Source organism: Sorangium sp. So ce385 (assembly GCF_051474135.1).
Taxonomy (GTDB): domain Bacteria; phylum Myxococcota_A; class Polyangia; order Polyangiales; family Polyangiaceae; genus Sorangium; species Sorangium cellulosum_D.
Genome location: NZ_CP150337.1, coordinates 7676624 through 7701385 on the forward strand (window position 1 = coordinate 7676624; position 24762 = coordinate 7701385).

A 24762-nucleotide genomic window follows, 5' to 3' on the forward strand; every position below is an offset into this window, starting at 1 on the left:
CCCCTCCTCAGCTCCCCCTCCTCAGCTCCCCCTCCTCAGCTCCCCCTCCTCAGCTCCCCCTCCTCAGCTCCCCCTCCTCAGCTCCCCCTCCTCAGCTCCCCCTCCCGGCCCGATTCCGGCGGAGGCGGCGGGCGCGACAGCGTCCGCTCCTGCCCAGGTCGGGCGAGCACGGCACGCGCGCGGCCGATGCGCCCACGGCGCAGGCAGCGATCACGACAGTGCAATTCATGGATTCATGGCGTGGAGCGCGACGCTATCCTCTTTATTCCATGCCAGGATCGGAGCCGCCGGACTCGCGCCCTGACGAGCGCTGCGCCGAGATCGCATGAGAGGCGCCTTACGGCTCTGGACAGGGCGCGACCGGTCGCGCTTCCCCTGCACGCACGCTGCGGCTAGGGTGCCCCGCGTCGCTGATTCGACGGGTGGGCGCGAGGCGCCCGGGACGCAGCGCGCGGCCGTCGCGCGCGTGGCCAACAGGCGTCGTTCCCTCGGAATCGGAGAATCGAGGAACATGAAGGTTTCAGTTCGGTACACCGCGCTGTCGTTCGCGCTGCTCGCCGGTCCCCTCGCCCACGCGCGGGAGCGTCCGAATCACGATGCCTACTTCAGGGAGCCGCCGGCGCTGCCCCCCGGCGTGGCGCGCGTCGCCAGCGACGACGCGCCGGGCGCCGTCGTCGCGTCGATCGACCCGCAGCGCGGGGTGCCGACGTTCGTGTGGGCGACCTCGCCGGAGCACCGCCCGCCGGCCGCGACCCACAGCACGGCCGAGGCCGCCGCCCGCTGGTACGCGCAGCAGTACGCGCGCCTCTACCAGCTGCCGCAGGCCGCGCTCGACACGGCCGTGGTGCGCCACGTCCACGACACCGGGCGCGGCGGCATCCTCGTGACGCTGGGCCAGGACGTCGACGGGATCCCGGTCTTCCGCAGCGAGCTCAAGGTGCTCATGAAGCGCGACCTCACGCTCGTCGCCCTCGGCGGCAACCTGCACGCGTCGGCCGTCGCGCTGCCGCCCGGCGCCGGCTCCCTCCGGCCCGGCTCGAAGCGCAGCCGCGCGTTCGCGGGCCCGCCGGCGCAGGCGGTCGTCCGCGCCGTGCGCGACGCGCACCGCATCGACATCAAGACGGCCGATCTCCGCGACCTCGGCGAGGCGAAGGGCGGATATCGGCTCTTCGACATCGCGGACACCGCGCACGCGCGCCAGCGCGCCGGGAGCCTGCGCTTCGCGCAGCCGGCGCGGGTCAGGAAGGTGCTGTTTCCGCTGCCCGACCGGCTCGTGCCCGGCTACTTCGTCGAGCTCGTCTCGGGCGACGCCGGAGGGACGAGCTCCGACGCGACAGCGTGGGTGTTCGGGGCCAGCGACGGGCGGTACCTCTACCGGGAGAACCTCTCCCACGCCGCGACCTTCGATTACCGGGTCTGGGCGGAGGACGACGACAAGCACACCCCGCTCGGCGGGCCCCTCGCGGACATGTCGCCGCACCCGACCGGGCGGCCCGACGGCCATCTCCCGCGGTTCATCGCGCCGAGCCTCATCTCCGTCGAGGGCTTCAACACGAACCCGGACGGCCGGGCCGACCCGTGGCTGCCGGGCGACGCGACCTCGACCCAGGGCAACAACGTCGACGCCTACGCGGATCACAACGCGCCCGACGGGTTCTCCAGCGGCGATACGCGCGCGGAGCTCTCGGGGCCGGGCGCGTTCGACTACACCTACGATCTGCGCGCCGAGCCGCTCGCCGGGCCCGAGCAGATCATGGCGGCCGTCACCCAGGTCTTCTACGTCACGAACTGGCTCCACGACTGGTATTACGACTCCGGCTTCACCGAGGCCGCGGGCAACGCCCAGCGCGACAACCTCGGCCGGGGCGGCCTCGACGGCGACCCGTTCCTCGCCGAGGCGCAGGACGACGCGACCGGCGGCAGCCGCGACAACGCGAACATGGATGCGACGTACGACGGCGCGTCGCCGCGGATGCAGATGTACCTGTGGACCGGGCCGGACCTGCGGTCGCTCAGCGTCACGCCGCAGAACGCCAATTACGCGTCGAACACCGCCATGTTCGGCCCCCAGCGCTACGAGGTGACCGGCGATCTCGCGCTCGGCGAGGACGACGCCGCGCCCCGGGGCGACGCGTGCGGGCCGATCACGAGCGACGTGGCCGGCAAGATCGCCCTCGTCGACCGCGGCGGGTGCACCTTCTCGGAGAAGGCGCGCAACGCGCAGGAGGCCGGCGCGGTCGGCGTCATCATCGCCAACAACCGCGAGAGCGACGGGGCCCCGCGGCTCGCCGGCGACGACCCCGACGTGACGACGCCCGCCCAGAGCGTCTCGCTGGAGGACGGCAGCGCGCTCAAGGCGGCGCTCGCCGGGGCGCAGGCGCCGCTCCGGGTCACGATGACCCGAGAGCCCAGCGTGGAGCGCGACGGGACGATCGACAACACCATCGTGGCGCACGAGTGGGGCCATTACATCCACCTCCGTCTGGTCGCGTGCGGCACCCAGATGTGCGGCGCGCAGAGCGAGGGGTGGGGGGACTTCATCGCGCTGCACATGGCGCTGCGCGACGGCGACGACCTCGACGGCGCTTACCCGCTCTCGAGCTACGGGAGCGCGGCGCTCGGCGACAGCTACTTCGGCATCCGCCGCGCGCCCTACTCCGTCGATTTCGCCAAGAACGGGCTGACGTTCCGGCACATCGCGGACGACGAGCGCCTCCCCGACCACCCGCTCAACGTCACGGCGCCGCAGAACTCCGAGGTGCACAACGCCGGAGAGGTCTGGGCGGCCATGATGTTCGAGGCCTATGTCGCGCTGATCCGGCACGGCAGCGGCCTGACGCCGCCGCGCGCGTTCGAGCAGACCCGGCGGCGGATGAGCGATTACGTGGTGGCCGGGATGAAGCTCGCCCCCGCCAACCCGACCTACACCGAGCAGCGCGACGCGGTGCTGGCCGCCGCGCTCGCCAGCGGTCAGGGCGACTTCCGCGCGATGGCGGAGGCGTTCGCGCGGCGCGGGGCCGGCACGTGCGCCGTGTCGCCGCGCGTCGACGCGCAGGGCCTCTCCGGCGTGGTCGAGAGCTTCAAGGTCCAGCCCGAGATCGCGCTGGTCCGCGCGGAGCTCGACGACAGCGCCGGCTCCTGCGACCGCGACGGGCTGCTCGACGCGGAGGAGTCCGGTACGGTCACGATCGAGATCGTCAATCGCGGCGCGGCGCCCCTGACCGGCGCGGTGGCGTCGATCGAGGGGCCGGGCGGCGGGGTGACCTTCCCGGACGGCGCGCGCGTGTCGTTCGGCGACATCGCGCCGTTCGCGACCGGGACCGCGACCGTGCCGGTGAAGCTCGACCGGAACATGAAGCCCGCCGAGGACCTGAAGCTCAACCTGACGCTGAAGAGCGCCGAGGCCTGCACGCCGACCCGGGTCGAGGCCCTGGTGCGCCGCGTGAACTACGATGAGGTCCCCGGGTCGTCGGCGGTCGACGGCGTGGAGACGCAGAGCACGACGTGGACCGTCGACGGGCTCTCCGGCGAGCTCGTGTGGTCGCGCGCCGAGGGGACCGCGCCGAACCGCGTGTGGCGCGGCGTCGATCTCGGGACCCTGTCCGACGCTGCGCTCGTGTCGCCTCCCCTGGAGGTCAGCGAGACCGAGCGCTTCGCGCTGACGTTCGCGCACCGGCACCAGTTCGAGGCGAGCGACGGCACGTTCTGGGACGGCGCGGTGATCGAGATCAGCGCCGACGGCGGCGAGACGTGGGTCGACGTCGCGAAGACCGCGGATCCGGGCTACGGCGGGAGGATCACGGCCGAGTCGGGCAATCCGCTGGCCAGGCGGAGGGCGTTCGTCGGCGAGAGCGCGTCGTGGCCCGAGCTCGACAGGGTGTCGGTCGATCTGGGGACGGCGTTCGCCGGAAAGACGGTGCGGGTGCGGTTCCGGGTCGGCACCGACGAGGCCGCGGGCGACACCGGCTGGGAGATCGACGACATCGGGTTTGCGGGCGTGAAGAACAAGCCGTTCGCGACGCTCATCGAGGACACCGCCTCTTGTCAGCGAGGGCCGGCGGCCGACGCCGGCGCGGATCAGGCGGTCGCGGTCGGAGAGCTGGTGACGCTCGACGCGTCGGGGAGCTCGGATCCCGAGGAGGACGAGCTGACGTTCTCCTGGACGCAGACGGCGGGGCCGGCGGTCGAGCTGCTGGGCGACGGCGCGCGGGCGACCTTCGTGGCGCCCGAGGTGGCCGCGGCGACGACGCTCGCGTTCGAGGTGAAGGTCAGCGACGGGATCCTGGAGGCGGCCGACCAGGTGAGCGTGGTGGTCGATCCGGCGAGGGAGCCGTCGCCGCCGGAGGAGGGGTGCGGGTGCGCGATCCCGGGGGGAGCGCCGCGCGCTCCGCTGGGCGCGCTCGGGGCGGCGGCCGCCGTCGCGGCGCTCGCGGCGCGGCGGCGGCGCGGCGCGGGGAGGTGATCCCCGCGCGGGCCGCGCCCCCGCGCTGGGCCCGAGCGCGGCGTCGGCGGTGACCAGGTCGCGACCAGGTCGCTCGAAGGCCGAATCCCATGCACGCACCACGGCGGGTGACAGCCCATTGACGCCCGCCGCGCGCTCCACCACGGTGTCCGGCCGTCATGAGCATCACCGACCCCCCGCCCGCCCTGCCCCCCATGTCCGCCGGTCAGGCGCTGGAGCGGCTGATCGAGGGCAACCGGCGCTTCGTGGACAACGATCGCAGCGAGCACGTGGTGCTCGGCCGGCGAGAGCGGGCCGCGCTCGCGGAAGGGCAGCGGCCGTTCGCCATCATCCTCTCCTGCTCGGACTCGCGGGTGCCGTCCGAGCTCATCTTCGACCAGGGCCTCGGCGACCTGTTCGTCATCCGGGTGGCGGGCAACGTGGTGGCGCCTTCGCTGGTCGGCAGCGTGGAGTTCGCCGCCGCCGCCTTCGGGACGCGCCTCGCCGTGGTGATGGGCCACTCGCGCTGCGGCGCCATCAAGGCCACGCTGGGCGAGCTGCTCCAGGAGGAGAGCGGCGGCGTCCTCACCGACAACATCCGCGACATCGTCGAGCGCTGCCGCGCCCCGGTGCAGACGGTGGTGAGCGCCGCCGGCCGCCACGCTCCCAGGGATTTCCTGATGCGCGAGGCGGTCCGCGCCAACGTGCGCAACTCGTGCGATCACCTCCGGCACGGCAGCCGCCTGCTCGAGCGGCTGTGCGCCGAGGAGGGCATGCGCATCGTCGGCGCCGAGTACGCCTTGGAGACCGGCGAGGTGACGTTCCTCGATCGCGCGTGACGCTCGATGACGCGCGATGACGCGCGATGACGCCGACAGCGCGCGATGACGCCTGATTCCGGCGCTTCCCGCGAGGCCGAGCCTCCCGGGGCGCCGGCGCTCACGGCGCCGCGCGGTTCGTCACGATCGCGCGAGACGCCTCGTCGAGCTCGATGTCGGCGCGGGGGATCTCGCCGGTCAGGCTCCCGAACCAGCGGACGATGAGGTAAACCTCCCTGTCGCGCAGCTCCTTCCCGAGCTGGTGTCTCGCCATCATCCTCACGGCCTCCTCGAGCGAGGAGACCGAGCCGTCGTGAAAATAGGGCCCTGTCTGGGCCACGTTGCGCAGGCTGGGCACGCGGAAGACCATCCAGTCGGCCCCGCGCCGCGTGATCTCGTAGCGGCCCCTGTCCTTCGTGTTGGGCCACGGCTTCACGAGCCCGGCCTTCTGGTACATCGTCGCGCCGATGTCGGGCCCGAAGTGGCAGGAAATGCAGCCGGTGTCGACGAACGCGTTGAACCCCGCCTTCTCCTCGCCGCTCAGCGCGGTCTTTTCGCCCTCGAGGAAGGCGTCCCAGCGGCTCCTCGTGAACAGCGTGGCCTCGAAGGCCGCGAGCGCCTCCGCCACGTTGTGGAACGTCACGGCGTCGCGCTGCTCGGGAAACGCGAGCGCGAACGCCCGCGCGTATCCCTCGGACGAGCGCAGCGCCGCCTCGATGCCCTCGGGCGTCGACGCCATCGCGTTCCGGGACAGGAGCACCTCCTTGGCCTGATCGACGAGGCTGTTCTTCCGGCCATCCCACAAGAACGCGAAATAGCCGGCGATGTTGTAGATGCTCAGCGTGTTCCGCGGCGGCTCGCGGCCCTCGCTCCCCCGCGATAGCTTCCTGCGATCCACGCCCCAGGTGTCGAGCGGGTGGCACGAGGTGCAGGCGACGTCGTGGTGCCCGGACAGGCGCGGGTCCTGAAAGAGCATCCGGCCGAGCTTGATCTGCGCTGCGGCGGCCGGATCCAGCGGCGTCGTGGGCCCCGTGGGCAGCGGCGCGAAGCTCTCGAGCCGCTCCGGGGCGATCTCGTCGGGCGGCGGCTCCGGCGGCGCCATGCGCGAGAGCGCCCAGGCGAGCGCCGCGGCGGCGGCCACCGCGAAGGCCAGGACCGCCGAGGACGACCGCCGAGGCCGCGCGGTCGCGAACGCGCTCGCGTCCGCGGTGAGCCGCGCGTCCGGAGCCCCCGCCCCGGCGGCCAACGTGACGACCGGGCTCACCGACCGGTGCGCGCCCGGCGGCGCGTCGGACGCCGTCCGCTGCGCGGCGCTCGCGTGCGGCGGCAGCCGCGCCGTGGCGCCCTCGTCGCGGGCGCGCGCCCGGTCCCCTCGCGCCGGCGAGAGGGGCTCGGTCGGCTCGAGCGACGGCTCGCAGCGGTCGCGCGGCGCCGAGCAGCGGCGGATGTGCTCGACCGAAGCGCGGGCCGCCGGCGTCCCGAACGGCGCGATCGCCTGGGCCAGCTCGGCGATCGTCTGCGGGCGCAGGAGCCGGTCCTTCTCCAGGCAGCGCAGGATCGCGCCCTCGAGCCCCGCCGGCACGTCGATGCCCCACGCGCTGACGGCCGCCGGCGGGGCCTCGTGGCTCACGAGCAGGCTCTCCGGCGTCCGGCCGGCCTCGAAGGGGCGGCGCCCGGTGAGAAGCTCGTAGAGGATCACGCCGAGCGCCCAGATGTCGGCGCGCGCGTCTGCCCACTTCAAGCCGAGCGCCTGCTCGGGCGCCATGTACGGGATCGAGCCCGCGATCAGGTTCGGGCTCGTGAGGCTCCAGGCCTCGTCGTCCGCGGCGCACTTCGAGAGGCCGAAATCGAGCACCTTGAGGAGCGCGACCCCGCGCTCGTCCCTCGTCAGGAACAGGTTCGCCGGCTTGAGGTCGCGGTGGACGATCCCGCGCGCGTGCGCCTCGGCGATCGCCTCGCAGGCCTGCAAAACGAGGTCCACGGCCTCGTCGACCGGGAGGTGGTCGCGCTGGCGGAGCACCTCGCGGAGATCGTGCCCCGTCAAGCGCTCCATGACCAGGTAGGGCGTGCCCGCGTCGAGCAGCCCTGCGTCGAGCACGCGCACCACGTGACTGCCCTGGAGCGACGCGGCCGCGCGGGCCTCGCGCAGGAAGCGCTCCACGGCGCTGGCCGACTGCATGCAGCCCGGGAGCAAGAGCTTCAGCGCGACCGGCTGCCGGAGCGCCAGGTGCTCCGCGGCGAGGACCACGCCCATGCCGCCGCGCCCGAGCACGCGCTCGACTCGATACTTGTCCGCGAGGATCTCGCCCGGCGCTGGGACTCCAGGGATGGATGCGTCCATGTTCTCTCGACGAGGTGGCGACGCGGAGAGGCGGCCGCGGCCTCCCGGGCTCGGCAGCGCGATCGATGCGATCCTGCGGGCGGGAACATGGGCGAGGCGATCCCCACCGGCAAGGGTCCAGAGCGGGCGAGCGGCGATGTCCGGCGGAGCCGGTCTCCCCGCCGAGCCGCCGTATCGGGATCTTCCTCCCGCCCTCCTGCCCGGACGGCGGCGCCGGCCCGCCGCGACAGCGTCAGATATTGATGCTCTGCGGGATCTGCGACGGCAGGAGGACGACGTACGGGTAGCGCTGGAGGTTGCGCTTGCCGATGGTCGCCTCGATCTCCATCAGCTCGCGCTGGAACGCCTCGAGGGGCTCGCGGATCCGCGCGTCGGTGAAATACGCCCCCGGGATGTTCCGGTCGTAGTCGCCGAGCCGCGAGTAGTAGACGCCGCCGAGGAGCATCATCACGTTGATCTGGAGCAGCGCCTGCTGCAGGGGCGGCAGGTGCTGGAAGATCTCCGAGGACGGCAGGCCCTCGGTGATGCTCGGCGCCGGGGCGTAGGCGGCGAGCGGGAGCGCCGGGGTGAAGCTCATGAGGGAGCTCTGCGGGAAGTTCACGGCCGCGTGCTGGGCGCTGGCAGTGAAGATCACGTGCGTCAGCAGGTCCGCCAGGTAAGCGACGGTGCGGATCGCCCCGTCCTCGCCGATGTCTTTCAGGCCGCATCCCGAAGGGGAGGACAGCTCGGCCATCCAGCCTTGCAGCTCGTAATCGCCCAGCACGTCTGCGTCGCTCGTGTAATAGACCGCGAGGTACCGCGACACCCACGTATGAATCGCGTCCCAGAGCAGCATCGCGTCGTCCCGGTAGGGGTAGCTCGGCAGGGTGCTCGGGTCGTCGACGCCGCGGTGCGCGAGCGCCACCGGGAGGAACTGCTGATTGACGCTGTAGCCCAGCACGGCGTCGACCGCGAGCTGGGTGGACGACGCGATCGTCCCGGCGAGCAGGTTGTCCACCGGGCCTCCCGGGGCGATGAGATCGGCCTCGGCGGCGTTGTTGATCGCCAGGGTGCCCTGAAAATGCGGCGTGAGCAGGACGTTGACCGGGTGCTCGGGCGCGAGCTGCCGCGGGGTGGCCATCGCGAACGCCTCCATGACGAGGTGGGTCTGCCCGAGGTGCGAGATCAATTCATGGAAGTTCCCGTCGGCGACCTGCACGTGGAGCTTGGCCACCTCCCACGCCACGCCGTCCGAAGGGGTGAAGATCGGGCTTGCCGCGCCCGGCGTCTGCGCGCACTGGATGGCCACCGCGCGGAGCAGGCGGCTCGGCGAGCCCGCGGCGGGCACCGCGAAGAGCGCGAGCGGCGCCTCGACGTACTTCTGCTGATCCGGCGCGGTCCCGGGCACGAGCTGCGAGAGCAGCTTGTAGTCGGCCAGGTAGAGGCGCCCCTCCTCGCCCGCCCTCGCCAGGGAGTCGTCCTTGCCCATCACCGAGCGATAGTGCGCGTCGGTCACGGGGAAGCTCGCGCCGGGCGACGCGACGCGCTTGAGGACGAGCGGGTTCGGCCCCGCCACCCGCATCCAGGCGAAGATCGAGTCGTCCTGGTAGACGCTCGCGATCTCGGGCAGGCGGAACGTCTGGAACTCCGAGACGTAGTCGTACACGCTGGTCGCCTGCCCGTACATCCCGACCAGACTGAGAAGGAGCTTCCCCGCCGCGCTCAGCAGCGTATCCAGCAGCGATTTGATGATATCGCCCACGTTCTTGGTGGAAAGGTTCGTCGCGCCGAGGACGCTCTCCAGGGCGCGGTCCTCGGCCGCCGCGACGAACTTCTGCGCGAACCCCTCGACCAGCGCGACCGCCGGCGCTCGCGGCGGCGGCGCGGGGGCCCGCTCGGGCTCGCCATGGAGCGGCGTGAGCGTCAGGGTGAGCTCCCGATGGCGTTGCTTGAGATCGTGGAGGACGCCCTGGATCCTGGCGCTCGTCGCGTCGTCCAGCGGGGCGCCCTTCGGGCTGCGGAGCGAGCCGTCGGAGCCCACCAGCTTGGACGCCTTGGCCACCACGTTGCCGACGAGATCGAGGATGACGAGCGCCGCCGATCCCACCAGGATGGGGGCAAACCCCTGTCCGTTCGGAACGCTCTGAGCCACGCCGAGGGGCGATAGACGGGAGTCGTGGTTGTAGACGTACGTCTGCTGGGCCCGAGCGAGCTCGCTCTTGCGCTGCTGCTGCTCCGCGGGAGAGTCGTTTTGCGGCAGGGACGGGTTACTCATGACGCCCTCGATGTTGGAGGAACTGCGAGGAGCACCACGCTACGCCGGGTCCACACGACTGACAATCGGGCGCGTGGCCTGATCTGCAGATCGGCAGTCGAGAGATGCCGGGCGCGCACCTCGCGCTCACGCCCGCACGACTCGCGCTCACGCCCACACGAAACGAGAATCGACCACAGGGCCGCGGAGGCCATGAAGGCAATCCGGTGACATCGCTGCGTCGCCTGGCGGCGAGGTACGGAGCCCGGGCAGCGCGCCCGGCCGGCCCGGGGCGCGAGCCACCCCCTGAGCGAAGGAGGGCGGCGCGGCCGGTCGAGCCCATCGAGCCGTCCGGCGCGGCGGCGTGGCCGACGGCGCGCCACGGCGGCTCCCGGATCGACGGCGCTCTGCCGGCGCCGGCGCTGCCGTCCCGAGGCCGGCGCGAGGCGCGGCGCTGCGCCGCCGCGGTCCGGCGACCGCTGACAGCGGCGAGTTCGAGCTTGGTTGTCGTCGGCGCGGCGATCGCGAGCTCGGGTGTCGTCGCCGCGGCGAGTTCGGGCTTGGCGGCGGACAAGCGGTGGTGGAGAGTAGCCGCCCGCGACGCCCTCGGAGGAGAGGCAACGAGTCTCCACGGGCGCGGCCGCGAGACCACCTCCTGACCTAGAGAATTGCGATGCAAACATCACGAATGAGACCCAGGGCGCCGTGGCGCGCGCCCGCGGCAGCGACCCTCGCCGCGGCGGCCCTCGCCGCGCTCGACCCGGCCGTGGCCCACGCCCACTTCGCCCTGCTCGAGCCCGCTTGCTACTCGGAGCAGAGCAGCCTCGGCGACCCGCAGAAGAGCGCACCCTGCGGCCAGGCAGACCCCGGGAACCCGATCGAGCTGACCGGCGAGGTGACCACGTATGTCCAGGGTCAGACGATCACGCTGAGGATCGACGAGACGATATTCCACCCGGGCCATTACCGCGTGTCGATCGCCGAGAATCCGGAGTCCCTCCCCCCGGATCCGGCGGTGACCGCGGGCGCCACGCCGTGCGGCTCCACCGTCATCGAGACCGATCCTCAGCTCCCCCTCGTGGCGGACGGCCTGCTCGTCCACACGTCGGCGTTCACGGGCGAGCAGACCGTCGAGATCAAGCTCCCCGACGATCTGACCTGCGACAACTGCACGCTGCAGGTCAGCGAGTTCATGTCGAACCACGGGATCAACAACCCGGGCGGCTGCTTCTATCACCACTGCGCGATCGTCACGATCCTCCCGCGCGAGGGTGAGCCCACCGGGTCCGGCGGCGCGGGCGGCGCAGGCGGCGACTCCGGCGAGGGCGGCGCTGCATCGAGCAGCGTGAGCAGCGGCGGCGCCGGCGACGGCGGCAGCACCGCGTCCTCCGGCGGCAGCGCCGGCGACGGCGGCGCCGGCGCGAGCGGCGACGGCGGCAGCGCCGGCGCCGACGCGTCCGACTCCTCCTCTTCGTCGGGTTGCGGCTGCCGCGTCGGCGCCGCCGAGGACCCGACGATCGCCACCGTCGCAGGCCTGCTCGCGCTCGGGCTCCTGCGCTGGCGCCGCCGCCGCTGAGCACATCGGCGCGTGAGCTCGGCGCGCGCGCCTGCGCGGGACGCGCTCCGTGGCGCGTCCCGCAGGCGACCCGCTCCGCGCCGGAGGAGGGCACGCCGTGAGATGCGCCCGATCCGCCGGGCGATCGCCGCGCGCGCGGGTTGGAGAAGCACGCTGTAAACCGCGGAGTTCATGAAGAACAACACAGGTCGCGCGGGCGGCGCGCCACGGCAGCGAAAGGCGCGCTCGCGGAGCCGTCGCGTGTCTTCGTCGTGATTGGCCCGCGGCGGCGCCTGTGCCAGAGGTGCGATATGGCCCTGCGCGCCCTCCGCCCCTTCGCCGTCGTTCCCCTGCTCGTGGCCGCGTGCGCCCGCGAGGCGCCGCCTCCCGCGGCCGCGCCGGCTCCCCTGCCCTCGCCGGCGCCGCCGGCCGTAGCGAACGCGAGCGCGAAGCCGGCGCCGCCCGCCGCGCCCGCGGCCGCCCCGCGCACCCCGGCGTGGGTCGAGCGCAGCAACGAGCACGCGCAGGTGCTCCTCGACGTGCTGGCGCGGTTCTCGCCGGAGCACGCCGGCGCGGCGGGGATCGAGCGCGCGGACGGGGAGATCACCGATCTCTCGCCGGGGGTCGAGGCGCGGGAGCGCGCGGCCTACCGCGCGGCCGTCGTCGAGCTCCAGAAGCGGCGAGAGGCCGAGAAGGACCCGGCGGTCGCCGAAGATCTGCAGATCCTGCTGGACGCCGCCGATCGCGCGGTGCGCGGCTCGGAGCTCGACGAGAAGCACCGGGTCTCGTACGTGCACGTGACGGGGCTCGTGTTCACGGGCATCTCGGTCCTGCTCGACGACCGGAACCCGCCGGCGCGGCGGGCCATGGCCCTCACGCGGCTCCGGCGCTACGCAGGCCTGGAGGCGGGCCACGCGCCCATCGCCGAGCAGGCCAGGGCCAGGCTCACCCAGGACCTCGGGAAACCCGGCTTGCTCGCCCCGTCCAGGATGGAGATCGAGCGGCACCTCGCCACGAACGCCCGCGTGCGGGAGGGCATCGGCGAGCTCTTCCGGAAATACGCGATCAGCGGCCACGAGGAGCCGCTCGCCGCGCTGAACCGCCAGCTCGAGGCGTACGACGCGGCGCTGCGCGCCGACGTGCTCCCCCGGGCGCGGGTCGGCTTCGCGCTGCCGCCGCCGCTCTATGCGTTCGCGCTCGAGTCGTACGGCGTCGATCTCCCGCCCGCCGAGCTCGCGTCCCTGGCCCACGCCGCCTTCGACGATCTGAAGGCGCAGATGCAGAAGCTCTCGGTGTCGGTCGCCGCCGCGCGCAAGCTGCCGAGCGCGGATTACCGCGACGTGATCCGCGCCCTGAAGCGGGAGCAGCTGGTGGGCGAGGCGATCTTGCCGCATTACAAGGAGCGGCTCGCCCAGATCGAGGCCATCCTCCGGAAAGAGCGCCTGGTCACCCTGCCCGAGCGGCCGGCGCGCATCCGGCTCGGCACCGCCGCGGAGAGCGCCGAGATGCCTGCGCCGCACATGCGGCCGCCGCGGCTGCTCGACAACCAGGGCGAACAAGGGGAGTTCGTGCTGCCGCTGAGCCTCCCGGCGCCGCCCGGCGCCGCGGCGGGGCTGCGGAAGGTCGACGATTTCACCCACGCCGCGGCCTCGTGGACGCTCACCGCGCACGAGGCGCGCCCCGGGCACGAGCTCCAGTTCGCCTCGCTGGTCGAGCGGGGCGTCTCGATCGCCCGGGCGATGTTCGCGGACAACAGCGCCAACGTGGAGGGGTGGGGCCTCTACGCCGAGGCCATCCTGCTCCCGTACATGCCGCCCGAGGGTCAGCTCGTCTCGCTGCAATACCGCCTGCTGCGGGCCGCGCGCGCCTTCCTGGACCCGGAGCTCCAGGCCGGCAAGATCACGCCCGCGGCCGCGCGCGCCTTCCTGGAGAAGGACGTGGTGCTGTCGGCGCCGTTCGCGCAGTCCGAGGTGGAGCGCTACACGTTCCGCGCGCCGGGGCAGGCGACGTCGTATTTCTACGGGTTCACCCGGCTGATGGAGCTCCGGGCAGAGGTCGAGTCCAGGATGGGCCCTCGCTTCGACGCGCAGCGGTTCCACGATTTCGTGCTCGCCCAGGGGATCCTGCCGCCGAAGCTGCTGCGCAAGGCGGTGATCGAGCGGTTCGTGGGGGCTCAGCCGGCGCTCTGAGCGAGGGCGAGGCGAGCGCCGGGCGCGAGAGAACGCGGCCTCGATCTCGCCGGGGCTCCCCTTGCGGCGCGCCTCGCCGGCTCCAGCTGTCGAGGAGGGCACCGGAGCGGCGGAGGGGACGCATGGAAAGGAGCAAAAAGGCGGCGGTGAAGCGACAGCCGGAAGCGCCCGAGGGCGCCGCGGCCGGCTCCGAGCAGCCGGAGGAGGCGCGCGAGGAGCGGATCCCGGAGACGCCGGTCGACCGCGGGGGCGCGCTCTCGCCGCGCGAGGCGCCGGACGCGCCGGTCGAGCCGGAGGACGAGGCGTCGGACGAGTCGTTCCCGGCGAGCGATCCGCCGGCCTGGACGACAGGCCATTCCGGCTGAGCCCGGCGCTCGGCGGCCCTCTCGTTCGCGGCCGTCGTTCGCGACCTCGAAGGGCGCGTGACCGGCGAAGGGCGCACGACCGGCTGCGCGCCCGTCAGGCCTCGGGAACGCCCCCTTCGAGCCACCTGCGCGCGCTCTCGGTGGTGAGCTTGAAGTCGGCGGGCACCCGCGACCGCGACACGACCTCCCCCGCGGCGTCGTGCACGGTGAGGATCGCGTGGGGGTCGTCCTCGTCGGGCACCACGTCGAGGTCCACCCGCACCCGCGCGCCGCCCTCGACCGCCACCGTCACGTTCCGGTGGAGCTGCGCCCGGCGCTGCTGGACGTGCCGCGCCAGCACCTCGTTCGCCGTCTTCACCAGCGTGGCGAACGCGCTCGCGTCGAGCGGTTTCGGGTTCTTCTTGTCGCGCCCCATCGTCCACGGCCCCACCAGCGAGGGCTCGCTCTGGCCGTCGCACGTCATCTCGACGGCCCACCCGTCGTCGTCCTCGTTCTTGATGACCCGCGCCGTCCACCCCTGGCCCCTCCACAGCTTCGGGTCCTGGTCCTCGGGGCGAACGGGGCGCGCCTGCCCCACCTCGTCGTGCGTCTCGTCGGTCGCGTCGTGCGTCGTGGCCATGGGCGCCCCGATGTACCCGCTCGGCACGCGCCGCGTCCACCCCGTCCGGCGCGCCTCGGTCATTTCCTGTCAGCCGCCGGAGACCCGCGAGATCCCTGTGGAGCCCCGACGAGCTGGCCCGGAGCAGCCGAGCTGCGACACTCCCCGCATGCTCCTCCCCCGGCGCCCCTTCCTCGCCCTCTGCGCCGCCGCCCTCGCCCCGCGCGCCGCCCTCGCCGACCCGGCCGGCGCCCCTTCCGCCGCGCCGCCGCCTCCGGCGCCCGCCGCCCCGCCGGCCTTCGACGTCCGCGACCTCCAGGTCCCCGGCGAGCGCGCCCTCGGCCGGCGGTTCACGCTGCTCGTCCCGCGGCACCTCGCCCCGGGCGAGCGCGTGCCGCTGCTCGTGCTCCTCCACGGCCTCGGCGAGACCGGCGACGAGCGCCTCGGCGCCTTCGCGTGGCTCGAGCGCTACGGCCTCGGGTCCTCCTACGAGCGGCTCCGCCGCCCGCCGCTCGGCCGCGCGTCGCGCCGCAAGGACTGGACCGACGCGCGGCTCGCCGAGGTCAACGCCGCCCTCGCGGCGCGGCCGTTCCGGGGCCTGGCGGTCGCGTGCCCGTACACGCCCAACGTCCACAAGGCCCCGAACCCCGCCGCGGCGCTCGACGGCTACGCGCGCTGGCTCGCCGAGGTGGTCCTGCCCCGCGCCCGCGCCGAGGCGCCCGTGTTCGACGACGCGGCCCGCACCTCGCTCGACGGCTGCTCCCTCGGCGGCTTCGTCGGCATCGAGGTCTTCCTCCGCAGGCCCGAGCTCTTCGGCGCCTGGGGCGGCGTGCAGTCCGCCATCAGCGCCCACCGCGCCCCCGCCTACGCCGACCGGCTCGCCAGGGCCGTCGCCGCGGCCGGCCCGCGCGATCTCCACCTGCTCACCAGCAAGGGCGACCCGTTCCACGACGCGAACGCCGCCCTCGCGGCGCAGCTCGCGAAGCGATCGATCCCCCACACGCTCCGCGTCCTGCCGGGCCCGCACGACCAGCCGTGGCTCCGCGAGGCCGGCACGATCGAGATGCTCCTCTTCCACGACCGCCGCCCGCGCTGAAGCGTCCTCCCGAGCCCACCGGCCCCGTGCCCGTGGGACACGCACCGGAGGGCAACCCATATTGCCCGGATGGGGCGTCAATCGAACCATCCAACCGAGCTCCGCCATGAACAGGCGAGCTCGGGTGTCGACGGTCTGGACGAGATCCTGAGAGGCGGTTTCCCGCGCGGAGAGGTGCACCTCGTCCAGGGCGGCTCCGGGACCGGCAAGACCACGCTCGTGCTGCAATTCCTGCTCGCCGGCGAGAGGGCCGGCGAGAGCGGCCTGTACATCACGCTCGCCCAGACCAAGAGAGGGCTCGAGGCGATCGCTCGCTCGCACGGGTGGTCGCTGGAGGGCGTGGCCGTGCACGACCTGTCGCTCGGCGACATCGCAGATCAGCTCGCCCCGGAGCAGACGGTCCTGCACACGGCCGAGGTCGAGCTGGGCGAGCTCACCCGGCGGCTGCGCCAAGCGGTCGAGGACACGCGGCCTTGCCGCGTCGTGCTCGACTCGATCGGCGTGCTCGGCCTGCTGGCGGGCAGCAGGTCGCGGTTCCACCGAGAGATGGTGGCGCTGCGGCAGTTCCTGGCCGGGTACGGGTGCACGACGCTGTTCGTCGGCGAAGGGCCGTTGGAGCCGGAGCTGGACCGCCACGGCAGCGCCGAGTTCTACAGCCTGACCGGCGGCGCGATTTACCTGGAGCAGAGGGCGCCGGACTACGGCGAGGTCCGCCGGCGCCTCCGGGTGCTCAAGGTGCGCAGCGTCCCGTTCCAGGGCGGATACCATGATTTCCGGATCCAGACAGGCGGGATCGTGGTCTATCCGCGCCTCGGGATGCGCCACTCCGACGATTACGACGAGTTCCGGCAGATTCGAAGCGGCCTCGGGCCGCTCGACGACCTGCTCGGAGGCGGGCTGGAGCACGGCACCACCTGCTTGTTCATCGGTCCGGCCGGCTCCGGCAAGAGCACGCTCGCCGCGGTCTACGCCGAGGCGGCCGCCCGGGCGGGCGTGGGGGGCGCCGTCTTCCTCCTCGAGGAGCGCCCGGAGACGTTCAAGGCGCGGTCGACGAACGTGGGGCTCGACCTCCAGTCCCACCTGGACAGCGGCCGGCTGACGATCGAGCAGGTCAGGACGGCCGAGATCACCCCGGGCGAGTTCGCGCACAAGGTCCGCGCGGCCGTGGAAGACCGCAGGGCCAGGCTCATCGTGATCGACAGCCTCATGGCGTACTTCAACGCGATGGCGGACACGTCGATGCTTCCGGTGCAGATGCACGAGCTGCTCAATTTCCTGAACCGCAGCGGGGTGCTCACGATCCTGGTCACGTCCCATGAGTGGTTGATGGGCATCGGGTCCAGACAGCCGGTGGACGTCAGCTATCTGTCGGACTCGATCATCGTCCTTCAAATGTTCGAGTCCGACGGGCGCATCCGCCGGTGTCTGGCGGCCGTCAAAAAGCGCCAGGGCGAGCACGACACGACGATCCGGGAGCTCAGCATCAGCCCCCGGGGCGTGCATGTCGGGGAGGAGCCGCTGCGGCACCTGCACAGCATCCTCAGCGGGAATCTGGTGCCTGCCGACCTGGATCCGCGCCGAGACGGCGGCGGGCGCCAGGCGCCAGGCGAGGAGGACGGCGGCGGTGGGTGACGGCGGCGCCGCGACCTGCAGCGAGCGCGTCCTCGTGCTGGCGCCGGTCGGGCGGGACACACCGCTGCTCTGCCAGGTCCTCGTCCGGGCCGGGATCGAGGCCGCCCCGTGCGGCCACGGGGACGAGCTCGCGAGAGGCCTGCTGGACGGCGCCGGCGCCGCGTTGCTGACCGAGGAGGCGCTCTCGCCGATGGCCGTGTCGGCCCTGCTCGCGGGGCTGGCCGCGCAGCCCTCGTGGTCGGATGTGCCCGTCCTGCTGCTGGCCGGCGCGGAGCCGCTCGCGCCCCGCAGCGCGCAGGCCGTCGCGGCGCTGCGCTCGGCCGGCAACCTGACGGTCCTGGAGCGGCCGGTCCGGGAGCTGACCCTGGTGACGGCCGTCCAGGCAGCGCTCCGCGCCCGCCGGCGGCAGCTCGAGGTCCGCGACCTCGTCGAGCGCGAGCGGGCCGCGCGGCAGGCCGCAGAGACGGCGCGGCAGCAGGCGGAGGACGCATCGCGGGTCAAGGACGAGTTCCTCGCGAACGTGTCCCACGAGCTCCGCACCCCGCTGAACGCGATCTTGCTGTGGACCCACCAGCTCACCGGCAATCCTGCGGACGCGCGGAAGGTGGCGCGCGGGCGCCTCGCGATCGAGCGCTGCGCCCGCGCGCAGTCGCGGCTCGTCGAGGACCTGCTCGACCTGGCGCGGATGGCCTCGGGCAAGCTCCGGCTGAGCTTGCAGGACGTGGATCTGGCGCAGATCGCCGAGGCGGCGGTCGAGGTGGTCCGCCCCGCGGCGGAGGCCAGGCGCATCCAGCTCGACGCGGCGCTCGCTGCCGGGCTCGGCCGGGCGCGCGTCGATCCCGAGCGGATCCAGCAGGTGCTCTGGAACCTGCTGAGCAACGCCGTCAAGTTCACCCCGCCGGGCGGGCAGGTGCGGCTCTCGGTACGGCGCGACGGCGGCGAGGTCCGCATCGAGGTCGCCGACACGGGCCGCGGCATCCGCCCCGAGCTCTTGCCGCACATCTTCGAGCGCTTCCGGCAGGGCGACGCGGCGACGCAGCGCCGGCACGGGGGGCTCGGGCTCGGGCTGGCCATCTGCCGCCAGCTCGTCGAGCTGCACGGCGGCACCCTGTCCGCGGACAGCCCCGGGGAGGGGCGCGGCGCGGTGTTCACGGTGGCGCTCCCCCTGGCCGACGCCGTGCCCCGCGACGCCGGATCCCGCGCCGCCTGGCCGGCCGCGGCGGCTCCGCGGGAGGCGGCCGCCGCGCGGGCCGGAGCCGGGCCGGCCGCAGCCGCGCGGCCGCTGGAGGGGGTCCGGGTGCTCCTGGTCGAGGACGACGGCGACGCGCGGGAGGTGCTGGTCTGCACGCTGGAGGCGCAGGGGGCCGAGGTGATGGCCGTCGGCTCGCCCCAGGCGGCGCTGGACGCGCTGGAGCCGGCGGCGAGCCCCGCGGAGAGGCCGCAGGTGCTGCTGAGCGACCTGGGCATGCCGGGGATGGACGGCTACGAGCTGCTCCGCCGGCTGAGGGCGCTGGAGGGCGCGCGGGGCGACCGGCCGCTTCCGGCCGCGCTGCTCACGGCGTACGCCCGCCACGACGACCAGGCGCGGGCGCTCTCGGCGGGGTTCGCCGCGTACCTCGCCAAGCCGATCGAGCCGGAGCGGCTCACCGCGGTCGTCGAGCAGCTCGCCCGACGGCGCGGCTGAGGGCAGGCGCGCCCTCGCGGTCGAGCGCCTCGCGGGTCACGGGTGAAAGCCGCAGTCCTCCGCGCACTCGCCGCGCACCCACTCGAGCAGCGCGTCGAAGCAGGTCGCGCTCAGCGCGGGAACACCGATAGGACAAGAATCCCCCCCGGAACTGATGAAGGTATAGAAGTGCTCGATGTCGTCGTCCGAGGAGCAGGAGGACCCGAGCGGCTCGGCACCCGTGAGGCATTCCGCGCAATACCCCTCGAATTCAACGTGCGAGCAGAAGTTGTCCGACGTGATGGGCGCCTCGGCGGGAAACGGGGCCTCGATCTGGCGCCCGTCGAGCGCGGCGAACACCAGCCGCGCCGGCTCCTGCTCGGCGCTCTTGCTGAAGCCCATCTCGCAGCGCAAGGAGCCCGAGGACGGCAGATTCACCGCCGGGCACGGATTCGTGATCCATCGAAAGGGCACCCAGCCGAGCGAGAACCCATCCGTGCTCGTCACGGAGAAGCTCTCCGGCGTCACCGGCAGCGGCAACGTATCCTGATTCCTGAGGACCAACGAGACCCGCAGCGCCGATGCGTCCTGGTTCCATTCAACGATCTCGAGCGCCAGGATCTCGCCCTCCGGCGCGGTCGTCCCCGTGCAGGCGGTCGTGCCGCCGCCCCCGCCGGAGGTCGTCCCGCCGCTCCCGTCGTCGGGCGCGTCGTCCGACGACCCGCCACAGGCGGCGGCGAGCACGGCGAGCGCGGCGATTGTGCTTCGATGAGCGAGTCTGTTCATGTGACCCTCCAAGGCCTGCCCCGATCGAGGGCCGCGGCCGCCCCTTATAGCGCCGAGCGCTCCCGGCAGAAGCCGTCGAGCCGCTCTCCGACGCGCCCCGCCAGCGGCCGCTCGCGCCGGGTCGCGCACGCGCCGAAGGCCTTACTCGAGCAGCCCCGCCTCCCGCAGGAACGCCCGCTCGACCGCGGCGTAGTCGACCTCCACGTCGAGCCGCGCGAGCACCGAGTAGAACCCGAACTGGAGCCGGTTCAAGAACACCATCCCCGGCGGCAGCTGCACGAACCCGCTGTCCTTCACCAGGATCTGCTCCTTGATCGCCTTCACGCCCTCCACGAGGCTCGTCACGTAAGCCCGCGTGACGCGGAACGGCGCGCTGAACAGCGGCTCGAAGCACCGCCGCGTGTACGCGAGCGACATCTCCTCGAACCGCCCGCCCCGCGTCCCCAGGATCAGCGCCGCGTGCCGCGCGAACGCCGCCTCGTCCTTCCGCAGCGCCGCGAGGTGCATCCCGCGCCCGTGCTCGAGCCGCGCGCCGTCGAGCGGCTCCACACAGCCGAAATCGAGGAACGTGACCCGGCCGTCCGCGTGAAAGAGGTAGTTGCCCGGGTGCGGATCCGCGTTGAACATCCCGCCGACGAGGTTGCCCTTGAAGACGAACCGCCAGAGCGCCTCGGCGTGCGCGCGCCGGGTGCGCTCGTCGCGCGCCGCGGCCTCCTCCAGCGTCGCGCCGCGCGCGAGCTCGGCGGTGAGCACGCGGCGCGACGAGCGAGACGCGATGACCTCGGGGATGTGAATCGTCGGATCGCCGCGGTGCACGCCCGCGAAATACCGCTGTCGCTCCGCCTCGAGGGTGTAGTCGAGCTCCTCGAGGAACCGCGCCCTGACCTCCTCGAGCACGCGCTTCGAGTCGAGCGCCTTGGGCGCCACCGCGCCCACCATCGCCTGGATCATGCCGGCGTTCTCCAGGTCGCTCGCGAGCGCCCGGTCGATCCCCGGGTGCTGGACCTTCACGGCGACCTCGCGCCCGTCCGCGAGCGCCGCGCGGTGCACCTGGCCGATGGACGCGCTCGCGAACGGCGCGTCGTCCCACGCCGCGAAGAGCTCGTCGACCCGGGCCCCGAGGTCCTCCTCGACGACGGCGCGGACGGCCGCGGGCGAGGACGCCGGCGCGGCGGCGCGGAGGGAGCGCAGCGCGGCCTCGTACGCCGCGCGCTGCGGCTCCGGGATGATGCCGTCGACGTAGCTCGCCATCTGGCCGACCTTCGCGGCGAGCCCGCGCATCGTGCCCAGCACCTCGGCGACGTGCGCCGCGGCGTCCGCGGCGGCGTCGCCCCGCCGCGCGAGGAGGTGCGCCGCCCCCGCGCGGGCGCCGAGGCCCGCGAGGCGGACGAAGCGGTTCAGCCGGCCCTCGGGGAGCTTCTTCTCGGTCGTCATCGGCCCGGCCGGCGCGTATAGCATGCCCCGCATGAAGACCAACGCGGCGCGCATCCTCGACAGCCTCGGCGTCCCGTACGAGCTGCGCACCTACGAGGTCGATCCGAGCGACCTGACCGCGAGCACCGTGGCCAGGAAGATCGGCCTGCCGCCGGAGCAGGTGTGGAAGACGCTGGTGGCGCGCGGCGACCGCCACGGCGTCTGCTTCGCGGTGGTGCCGGGCAACGCCCAGCTCGACCTCAAGGCGATCGCGCGGCTCACGGGAGACCGGAAGGTCGACACCGTGCCCCTCAAGGAGGTCCAGCCGCTCACGGGCTACATCCGCGGCGGGGTCACGGCGCTCGGCGCGAAGAAGGCCTATCCCGTCTATGCCGACGAGACGATCGAGCTCTTCGATGTCGTCTCCATCTCGGCCGGCGTGCGGGGCACCCAGATCCTCGTCGCCCCCGGCGACTACCTGCGCGCGACGAAGGCCGCGGTCGGCGCCATCGTCGCCGCCACCGGCGGCGACGCAGATTGACGCCGCCACCGGCGGCGACGCAGATTGACGTCCCCGGCGGCGACGCAGATTGACGGCGCGCGCCGCCGGATCGCGGTATGCTGGCACGGCTCGGCTCCGGGCCGAGCCCGGGGCGGCGACGAGGGATATGACCAGAGCGGCCTGCGACGTGCGCGACCCGAGCGAGCTGACCACCGCCGAGCTGCGGCAGCTGTGCCAGGGCAGCCACCCGTGGGAGCTCGGGCTCGGGGCCGTCCAGCTCGTCGCGTCGGCCGCGGCGGGGGGCGCCGTGCTCGCCGCGGCGGCCGCCTGCATCCCCGGGCTGGTCCAGTGCATCAGCGTGGGCCCGGCGTTCGCGGCGGGGCTCGCGGTGTGGGAGTCGCTCGGGGCGGCCAGATCGTGGCTCCCGGGCGCGGCGTACCGCGAGGAGCTCGCGTTCCGCGCGTGGCACGCGGGGCTCTTCCCCTGGGCGCAGCCCCACGCGCTGCGCCGCTGGGCGAGGCGCGCGATGGCGCGCCGGCCGGCGCCGGACTGGCTCCTCGTCCTCGAAGGCATCGCGCCGGCCGGCGGCGGGCGCCGCTGGGTCAAGGTCGAGCTCTCGCTCTCGCCGTCCTCCGACGGCCCGTTCCGCTCGCAGGCCATCGGGCACGCGCTGCTCCACCCGGGCGGCAGCGGCGCGGCCGAGCCGCGCGAGCGGCGCCTCGCGCCCGAGGAGCTCGACGACCTCGGGCGCGCGCTCGCGGAGCTCCCCGACGGGCTCTCGCTCGCCCCCCCCGCCTGGCCCCGGAGCCCCGCGGCGTTCAGCGGCCACTGCGAGCTGCTCATCGCCAGGAGGGAGCCGTTCGCCGTGGTCCAGCTGACGTGCGCGTTCCCGTCGCGCGAGGCGGGCGTGCAGCCGCCCTCGCTGTCCCTGCTGCACCGCCTCGCGCAGATGGCGTGGGGCGAGGGCAGCCCCGCGCGGGCGGAGCGGTGATGGCGCGGGAGCGCGGCGCCGCGCCGAAACCCATCTCCCCGGCTCGGCGACCCACCTCCAGAGCGCCGCACGGGTCGAGAGGGTGAGCGCTGTTGACGTGTCTCGCACGTGTCTCGCACGTGTCTCGCCAGGGCGCCGGCGGCGCGCCCGTCCACGGGAGACGTCGTTGCCGCACCAGGGTCGCTTCGCTAGGCTGCACTGCGATTGATCGGCCAGACGATTGACCGCAAATACAAGCTCGTGCGCCTCCTCGGCCAGGGGGGGATGGGCTCCGTGTACGAGGCGGAGCACACGACCACGCAGCTGCGCGTCGCGGTCAAGGTCATGAGCACGCGCCACCTCCTGCCCGGCAGCGAGGGGGTGAAGCGCCTCCGCCGCGAGGCGCGGGCGGCGAGCGCGATCGACAGCGAGCACATCGTGCAGGTGCTCGACGCCGGCACCGACGAGGAGACGGACACCTCGTACATCGCGATGGAGCGCCTCCACGGGAAGGACCTCCAGCAGCGCATCGACGCGGTCGGGCCCCTCCCGCCCGACGTGGTGCTGCGCATCGGCGCCCAGGCGCTCGCGGGCCTGCAGAAGGCGCACGAGGCGCGCATCGTCCACCGCGACATCAAGCCGGCGAACCTCTTCCTCGCGAGGCGCCCGGACGGGTCGCTCACGGTCAAGATCCTCGACTTCGGCATCGCCAAGATCCTGGCCGATCCGCTGGCCATGGCGCACACGACGGGGCTGACGCACACCGGCAGCGTGCTCGGCTCGCCGCTGTACATGTCGCCCGAGCAGGTGCAGTGCGGCCGCGACGTCGATCACCGCACCGACCTCTGGTCGCTCGCCAGCGCCCTCTACTGCGCCCTCGCCGGCCACGCCCCGTACCAGCAGGTCGGCACGCTCGGGAAGCTCGTCTACACGATCTGCAGCACGCCGCCGCTGCCGCTCCACGAGATCGCCCCGTGGGTCCCGGTCGAGGTCGCGGCGGTCATCCACGGCGCGCTCGCCCTGGATCCCTCGGCGCGCTACCCGAGCGCCGCGGCCATGCTGGCGGCGATGCGCCCGCTGCTCACGGGCGGCACCGCGCTCGACCCGTCGATGATGAAGGCCGAGCGCCGCGCGAGCGGGCCCGCGTCGAGCGCTCCGTCCCCCGCGCTGGCGTGGCCCGGCGGCGAGCCGCTCGGCAGCTCGATCGAGGCGGCCGCGCCGGCCCCGGGGGGCGAGACCACGGCGTCGCTCGACATGACCTCTGCCGCCGAGGGCGAAGGGGCCGTCGCGCAGGGCGACCCGATGACCACGCTCGCCGTGCCGCTGCCGCTCACGGCGGCCGCCGTGACCGAAGCGCGCGACGTGTCGCTCGACGCCGCCGACCGCGCCGGCGATCCGGCCCGGCGCCTGCCCCCGCCCCGCCGCGCCCCCTCATCCCGCTGACAGCCCGGCACGCGCGCCGCGGGGCGCCGCGCGCATCAGGCGCAGGCCGCCGAGCACGAGCAAGCCCCCGGACGCGAGGAAGGCCAGATCCCAACCCAGCTGGCCTGGCCCTGGACGGACGTGGTGAATCTGGAGGAGGTGATGATCGATCACCCCCTCGACCAGGTTGAACAGCCCCCAGCCCACGGCGGCGGCGCCGGGCAGGAGCCGCCCCGGCAGCAGGGCGCCGCCGCTGCGCAGCGCGCCCCAGAGCTTGCTGACTCCTGCCACGGTGAGACCGAATGCGACAACGCTGAACAGGCCATCTGCGAAGATGTTCCTCCGCACGTCGTCGATGGTCGCGCCCGGATGGCAGCTGAAGCAGATCAGGTGGTGCCACTGCAGGAGCTGATGGAACAGGATTCCATCGATGAGCCCGCCCGCGCCCAACCCGAAGAGCACGCCGGCCGTCTTCACCCCGCGCGATGTCCCCTTGGAAGTGTCGAGATCGAGCGGGCGCGCCGTGCTCATGGGATCCTCCTGGGCGCAGCACCATGCGAGGGCCAAACCACGGCCGCGCGCCGGCGAGGGCGGATCGGCCGGGCCAGCGGGACGGCACGGCGTGCGTCCATGCGACCGCGGGAGCCCGGGTCGACCGCGCCCGGGGCGGTGTCCCGGCCACGTGGACTGGCCGACACGGAGCTGGCACGGAGTTGGCACCGCCGCCGATCCTAGGTT

At 73.6% G+C, this 24762-nt stretch carries 17 protein-coding genes; 11 read left to right on the forward strand and 6 right to left on the reverse strand.

Features of this window, described 5'->3' with window-relative positions:
- The first annotated feature begins 511 nt into the window (after window positions 1-511).
- Window positions 512-4462: a M36 family metallopeptidase gene (locus tag WME83_RS27820; protein ID WP_437312721.1), complete on the forward strand. Its 3951-nt coding sequence runs from the start codon at window positions 512-514 to the stop codon at window positions 4460-4462.
- Between the two features lie 158 nt (window positions 4463-4620).
- A complete protein-coding gene (locus WME83_RS27825) occupies window positions 4621-5280 on the forward strand; it encodes a carbonic anhydrase (RefSeq protein WP_437312722.1) in 660 nt (219 codons plus the stop codon).
- Between the two features lie 100 nt (window positions 5281-5380).
- Here WME83_RS27825 and WME83_RS27830 read toward each other — a convergent pair whose 3' ends face one another.
- Both WME83_RS27830 and WME83_RS27835 read right to left on the reverse strand, forming a co-directional pair.
- A complete protein-coding gene (locus tag WME83_RS27830) occupies window positions 5381-7600 on the reverse strand; it encodes a cytochrome c peroxidase (RefSeq protein ID WP_437312723.1) in 2220 nt (739 codons plus the stop codon).
- Window positions 7601-7832: 232 nt separating this feature from the next.
- Window positions 7833-9854 carry a lipoxygenase family protein gene (locus tag WME83_RS27835; protein WP_437312724.1) on the reverse strand — a complete coding sequence of 674 codons (2022 nt, stop codon included), beginning with the start codon at window positions 9852-9854 and terminating at the stop codon, window positions 7833-7835.
- Between the two features lie 667 nt (window positions 9855-10521).
- On the opposite strand from WME83_RS27835, the gene WME83_RS27840 reads away from it, so the two are divergent.
- The 3 genes from WME83_RS27840 (at window position 10522) to WME83_RS27850 (ending at window position 13942) form a co-directional block, all read left to right on the forward strand.
- Window positions 10522-11409, forward strand: coding sequence for an SCE4755 family polysaccharide monooxygenase-like protein (locus WME83_RS27840; protein ID WP_437312725.1), 888 nt, complete (start codon window positions 10522-10524; stop codon window positions 11407-11409).
- A gap of 290 nt (window positions 11410-11699) precedes the next feature.
- Window positions 11700-13577 (forward strand): DUF885 domain-containing protein, encoded by a 1878-nt coding sequence (locus WME83_RS27845; protein ID WP_437312726.1) that lies wholly within the window; start codon window positions 11700-11702, stop codon window positions 13575-13577.
- Between the two features lie 122 nt (window positions 13578-13699).
- Entirely contained in the window at window positions 13700-13942 is a 243-nt protein-coding gene (locus WME83_RS27850; protein WP_437312727.1) for a hypothetical protein, read from the forward strand.
- 94 nt (window positions 13943-14036) lie between these two features.
- Here WME83_RS27850 and WME83_RS27855 read toward each other — a convergent pair whose 3' ends face one another.
- Window positions 14037-14561, reverse strand: coding sequence for a hypothetical protein (locus tag WME83_RS27855; RefSeq protein WP_020737493.1), 525 nt, complete (start codon window positions 14559-14561; stop codon window positions 14037-14039).
- A gap of 148 nt (window positions 14562-14709) precedes the next feature.
- Here WME83_RS27855 and WME83_RS27860 point away from each other — a divergent pair, with 148 nt between their 5' ends.
- From WME83_RS27860 to WME83_RS27870, 3 genes are all read left to right on the forward strand, one after another.
- Window positions 14710-15636: a hypothetical protein gene (locus WME83_RS27860; protein ID WP_437312728.1), complete on the forward strand. Its 927-nt coding sequence runs from the start codon at window positions 14710-14712 to the stop codon at window positions 15634-15636.
- 69 nt (window positions 15637-15705) lie between these two features.
- Complete coding sequence (locus WME83_RS27865; RefSeq protein WP_437312729.1) at window positions 15706-17268, forward strand: ATPase domain-containing protein; 1563 nt, start codon at window positions 15706-15708, stop codon at window positions 17266-17268.
- Complete coding sequence (locus WME83_RS27870; RefSeq protein WP_437312730.1) at window positions 17261-18952, forward strand: ATP-binding protein; 1692 nt, start codon at window positions 17261-17263, stop codon at window positions 18950-18952. The genes WME83_RS27865 and WME83_RS27870 overlap by 8 nt, the downstream gene beginning before the upstream one ends.
- A 36-nt stretch (window positions 18953-18988) precedes the next feature.
- Here WME83_RS27870 and WME83_RS27875 read toward each other — a convergent pair whose 3' ends face one another.
- Together WME83_RS27875 and WME83_RS27880 are read right to left on the reverse strand one after the other, a co-directional pair.
- On the reverse strand, window positions 18989-19717 hold the full coding sequence (locus WME83_RS27875; protein ID WP_437312731.1) for a hypothetical protein: 729 nt from the start codon (window positions 19715-19717) through the stop codon (window positions 18989-18991).
- Window positions 19718-19858: 141 nt separating this feature from the next.
- On the reverse strand, window positions 19859-21151 hold the full coding sequence (locus tag WME83_RS27880; RefSeq protein ID WP_437312732.1) for an ABC1 kinase family protein: 1293 nt from the start codon (window positions 21149-21151) through the stop codon (window positions 19859-19861).
- Between the two features lie 31 nt (window positions 21152-21182).
- Here WME83_RS27880 and ybaK point away from each other — a divergent pair, with 31 nt between their 5' ends.
- From ybaK to WME83_RS27895, 3 genes are all read left to right on the forward strand, one after another.
- On the forward strand, window positions 21183-21671 hold the full coding sequence (gene ybaK, locus WME83_RS27885; protein WP_437312733.1) for a Cys-tRNA(Pro) deacylase: 489 nt from the start codon (window positions 21183-21185) through the stop codon (window positions 21669-21671).
- Window positions 21672-21798: 127 nt separating this feature from the next.
- Entirely contained in the window at window positions 21799-22623 is an 825-nt protein-coding gene (locus tag WME83_RS27890) for a hypothetical protein (protein ID WP_437312734.1), read from the forward strand.
- Between the two features lie 204 nt (window positions 22624-22827).
- On the forward strand, window positions 22828-24045 hold the full coding sequence (locus WME83_RS27895; protein WP_437312735.1) for a serine/threonine-protein kinase: 1218 nt from the start codon (window positions 22828-22830) through the stop codon (window positions 24043-24045).
- Here WME83_RS27895 and WME83_RS27900 read toward each other — a convergent pair.
- Complete coding sequence (locus WME83_RS27900) at window positions 24034-24555, reverse strand: DUF2243 domain-containing protein (RefSeq protein ID WP_437312736.1); 522 nt, start codon at window positions 24553-24555, stop codon at window positions 24034-24036. The genes WME83_RS27895 and WME83_RS27900 overlap by 12 nt on opposite strands.
- Between the last annotated feature and the right edge of the window lie 207 nt (window positions 24556-24762).

Coding starts and splice junctions, on each gene's coding strand:
- WME83_RS27820 (WP_437312721.1), top strand. CDS start 512: ATGAAGGTTTCAGTTCGGTACACCGCGCTGTCGTTCGCGCTGCTCGCC.
- WME83_RS27825 (WP_437312722.1), top strand. CDS start 4,621: ATGAGCATCACCGACCCCCCGCCCGCCCTGCCCCCCATGTCCGCCGGT.
- WME83_RS27830 (WP_437312723.1), bottom strand. CDS start 7,600: ATGGACGCATCCATCCCTGGAGTCCCAGCGCCGGGCGAGATCCTCGCG.
- WME83_RS27835 (WP_437312724.1), bottom strand. CDS start 9,854: ATGAGTAACCCGTCCCTGCCGCAAAACGACTCTCCCGCGGAGCAGCAG.
- WME83_RS27840 (WP_437312725.1), top strand. CDS start 10,522: ATGAGACCCAGGGCGCCGTGGCGCGCGCCCGCGGCAGCGACCCTCGCC.
- WME83_RS27845 (WP_437312726.1), top strand. CDS start 11,700: ATGGCCCTGCGCGCCCTCCGCCCCTTCGCCGTCGTTCCCCTGCTCGTG.
- WME83_RS27850 (WP_437312727.1), top strand. CDS start 13,700: ATGGAAAGGAGCAAAAAGGCGGCGGTGAAGCGACAGCCGGAAGCGCCC.
- WME83_RS27855 (WP_020737493.1), bottom strand. CDS start 14,561: ATGGCCACGACGCACGACGCGACCGACGAGACGCACGACGAGGTGGGG.
- WME83_RS27860 (WP_437312728.1), top strand. CDS start 14,710: ATGCTCCTCCCCCGGCGCCCCTTCCTCGCCCTCTGCGCCGCCGCCCTC.
- WME83_RS27865 (WP_437312729.1), top strand. CDS start 15,706: ATGGGGCGTCAATCGAACCATCCAACCGAGCTCCGCCATGAACAGGCG.
- WME83_RS27875 (WP_437312731.1), bottom strand. CDS start 19,717: ATGAACAGACTCGCTCATCGAAGCACAATCGCCGCGCTCGCCGTGCTC.
- WME83_RS27880 (WP_437312732.1), bottom strand. CDS start 21,151: ATGACGACCGAGAAGAAGCTCCCCGAGGGCCGGCTGAACCGCTTCGTC.
- ybaK (WP_437312733.1), top strand. CDS start 21,183: ATGAAGACCAACGCGGCGCGCATCCTCGACAGCCTCGGCGTCCCGTAC.
- WME83_RS27890 (WP_437312734.1), top strand. CDS start 21,799: ATGACCAGAGCGGCCTGCGACGTGCGCGACCCGAGCGAGCTGACCACC.
- WME83_RS27900 (WP_437312736.1), bottom strand. CDS start 24,555: ATGAGCACGGCGCGCCCGCTCGATCTCGACACTTCCAAGGGGACATCG.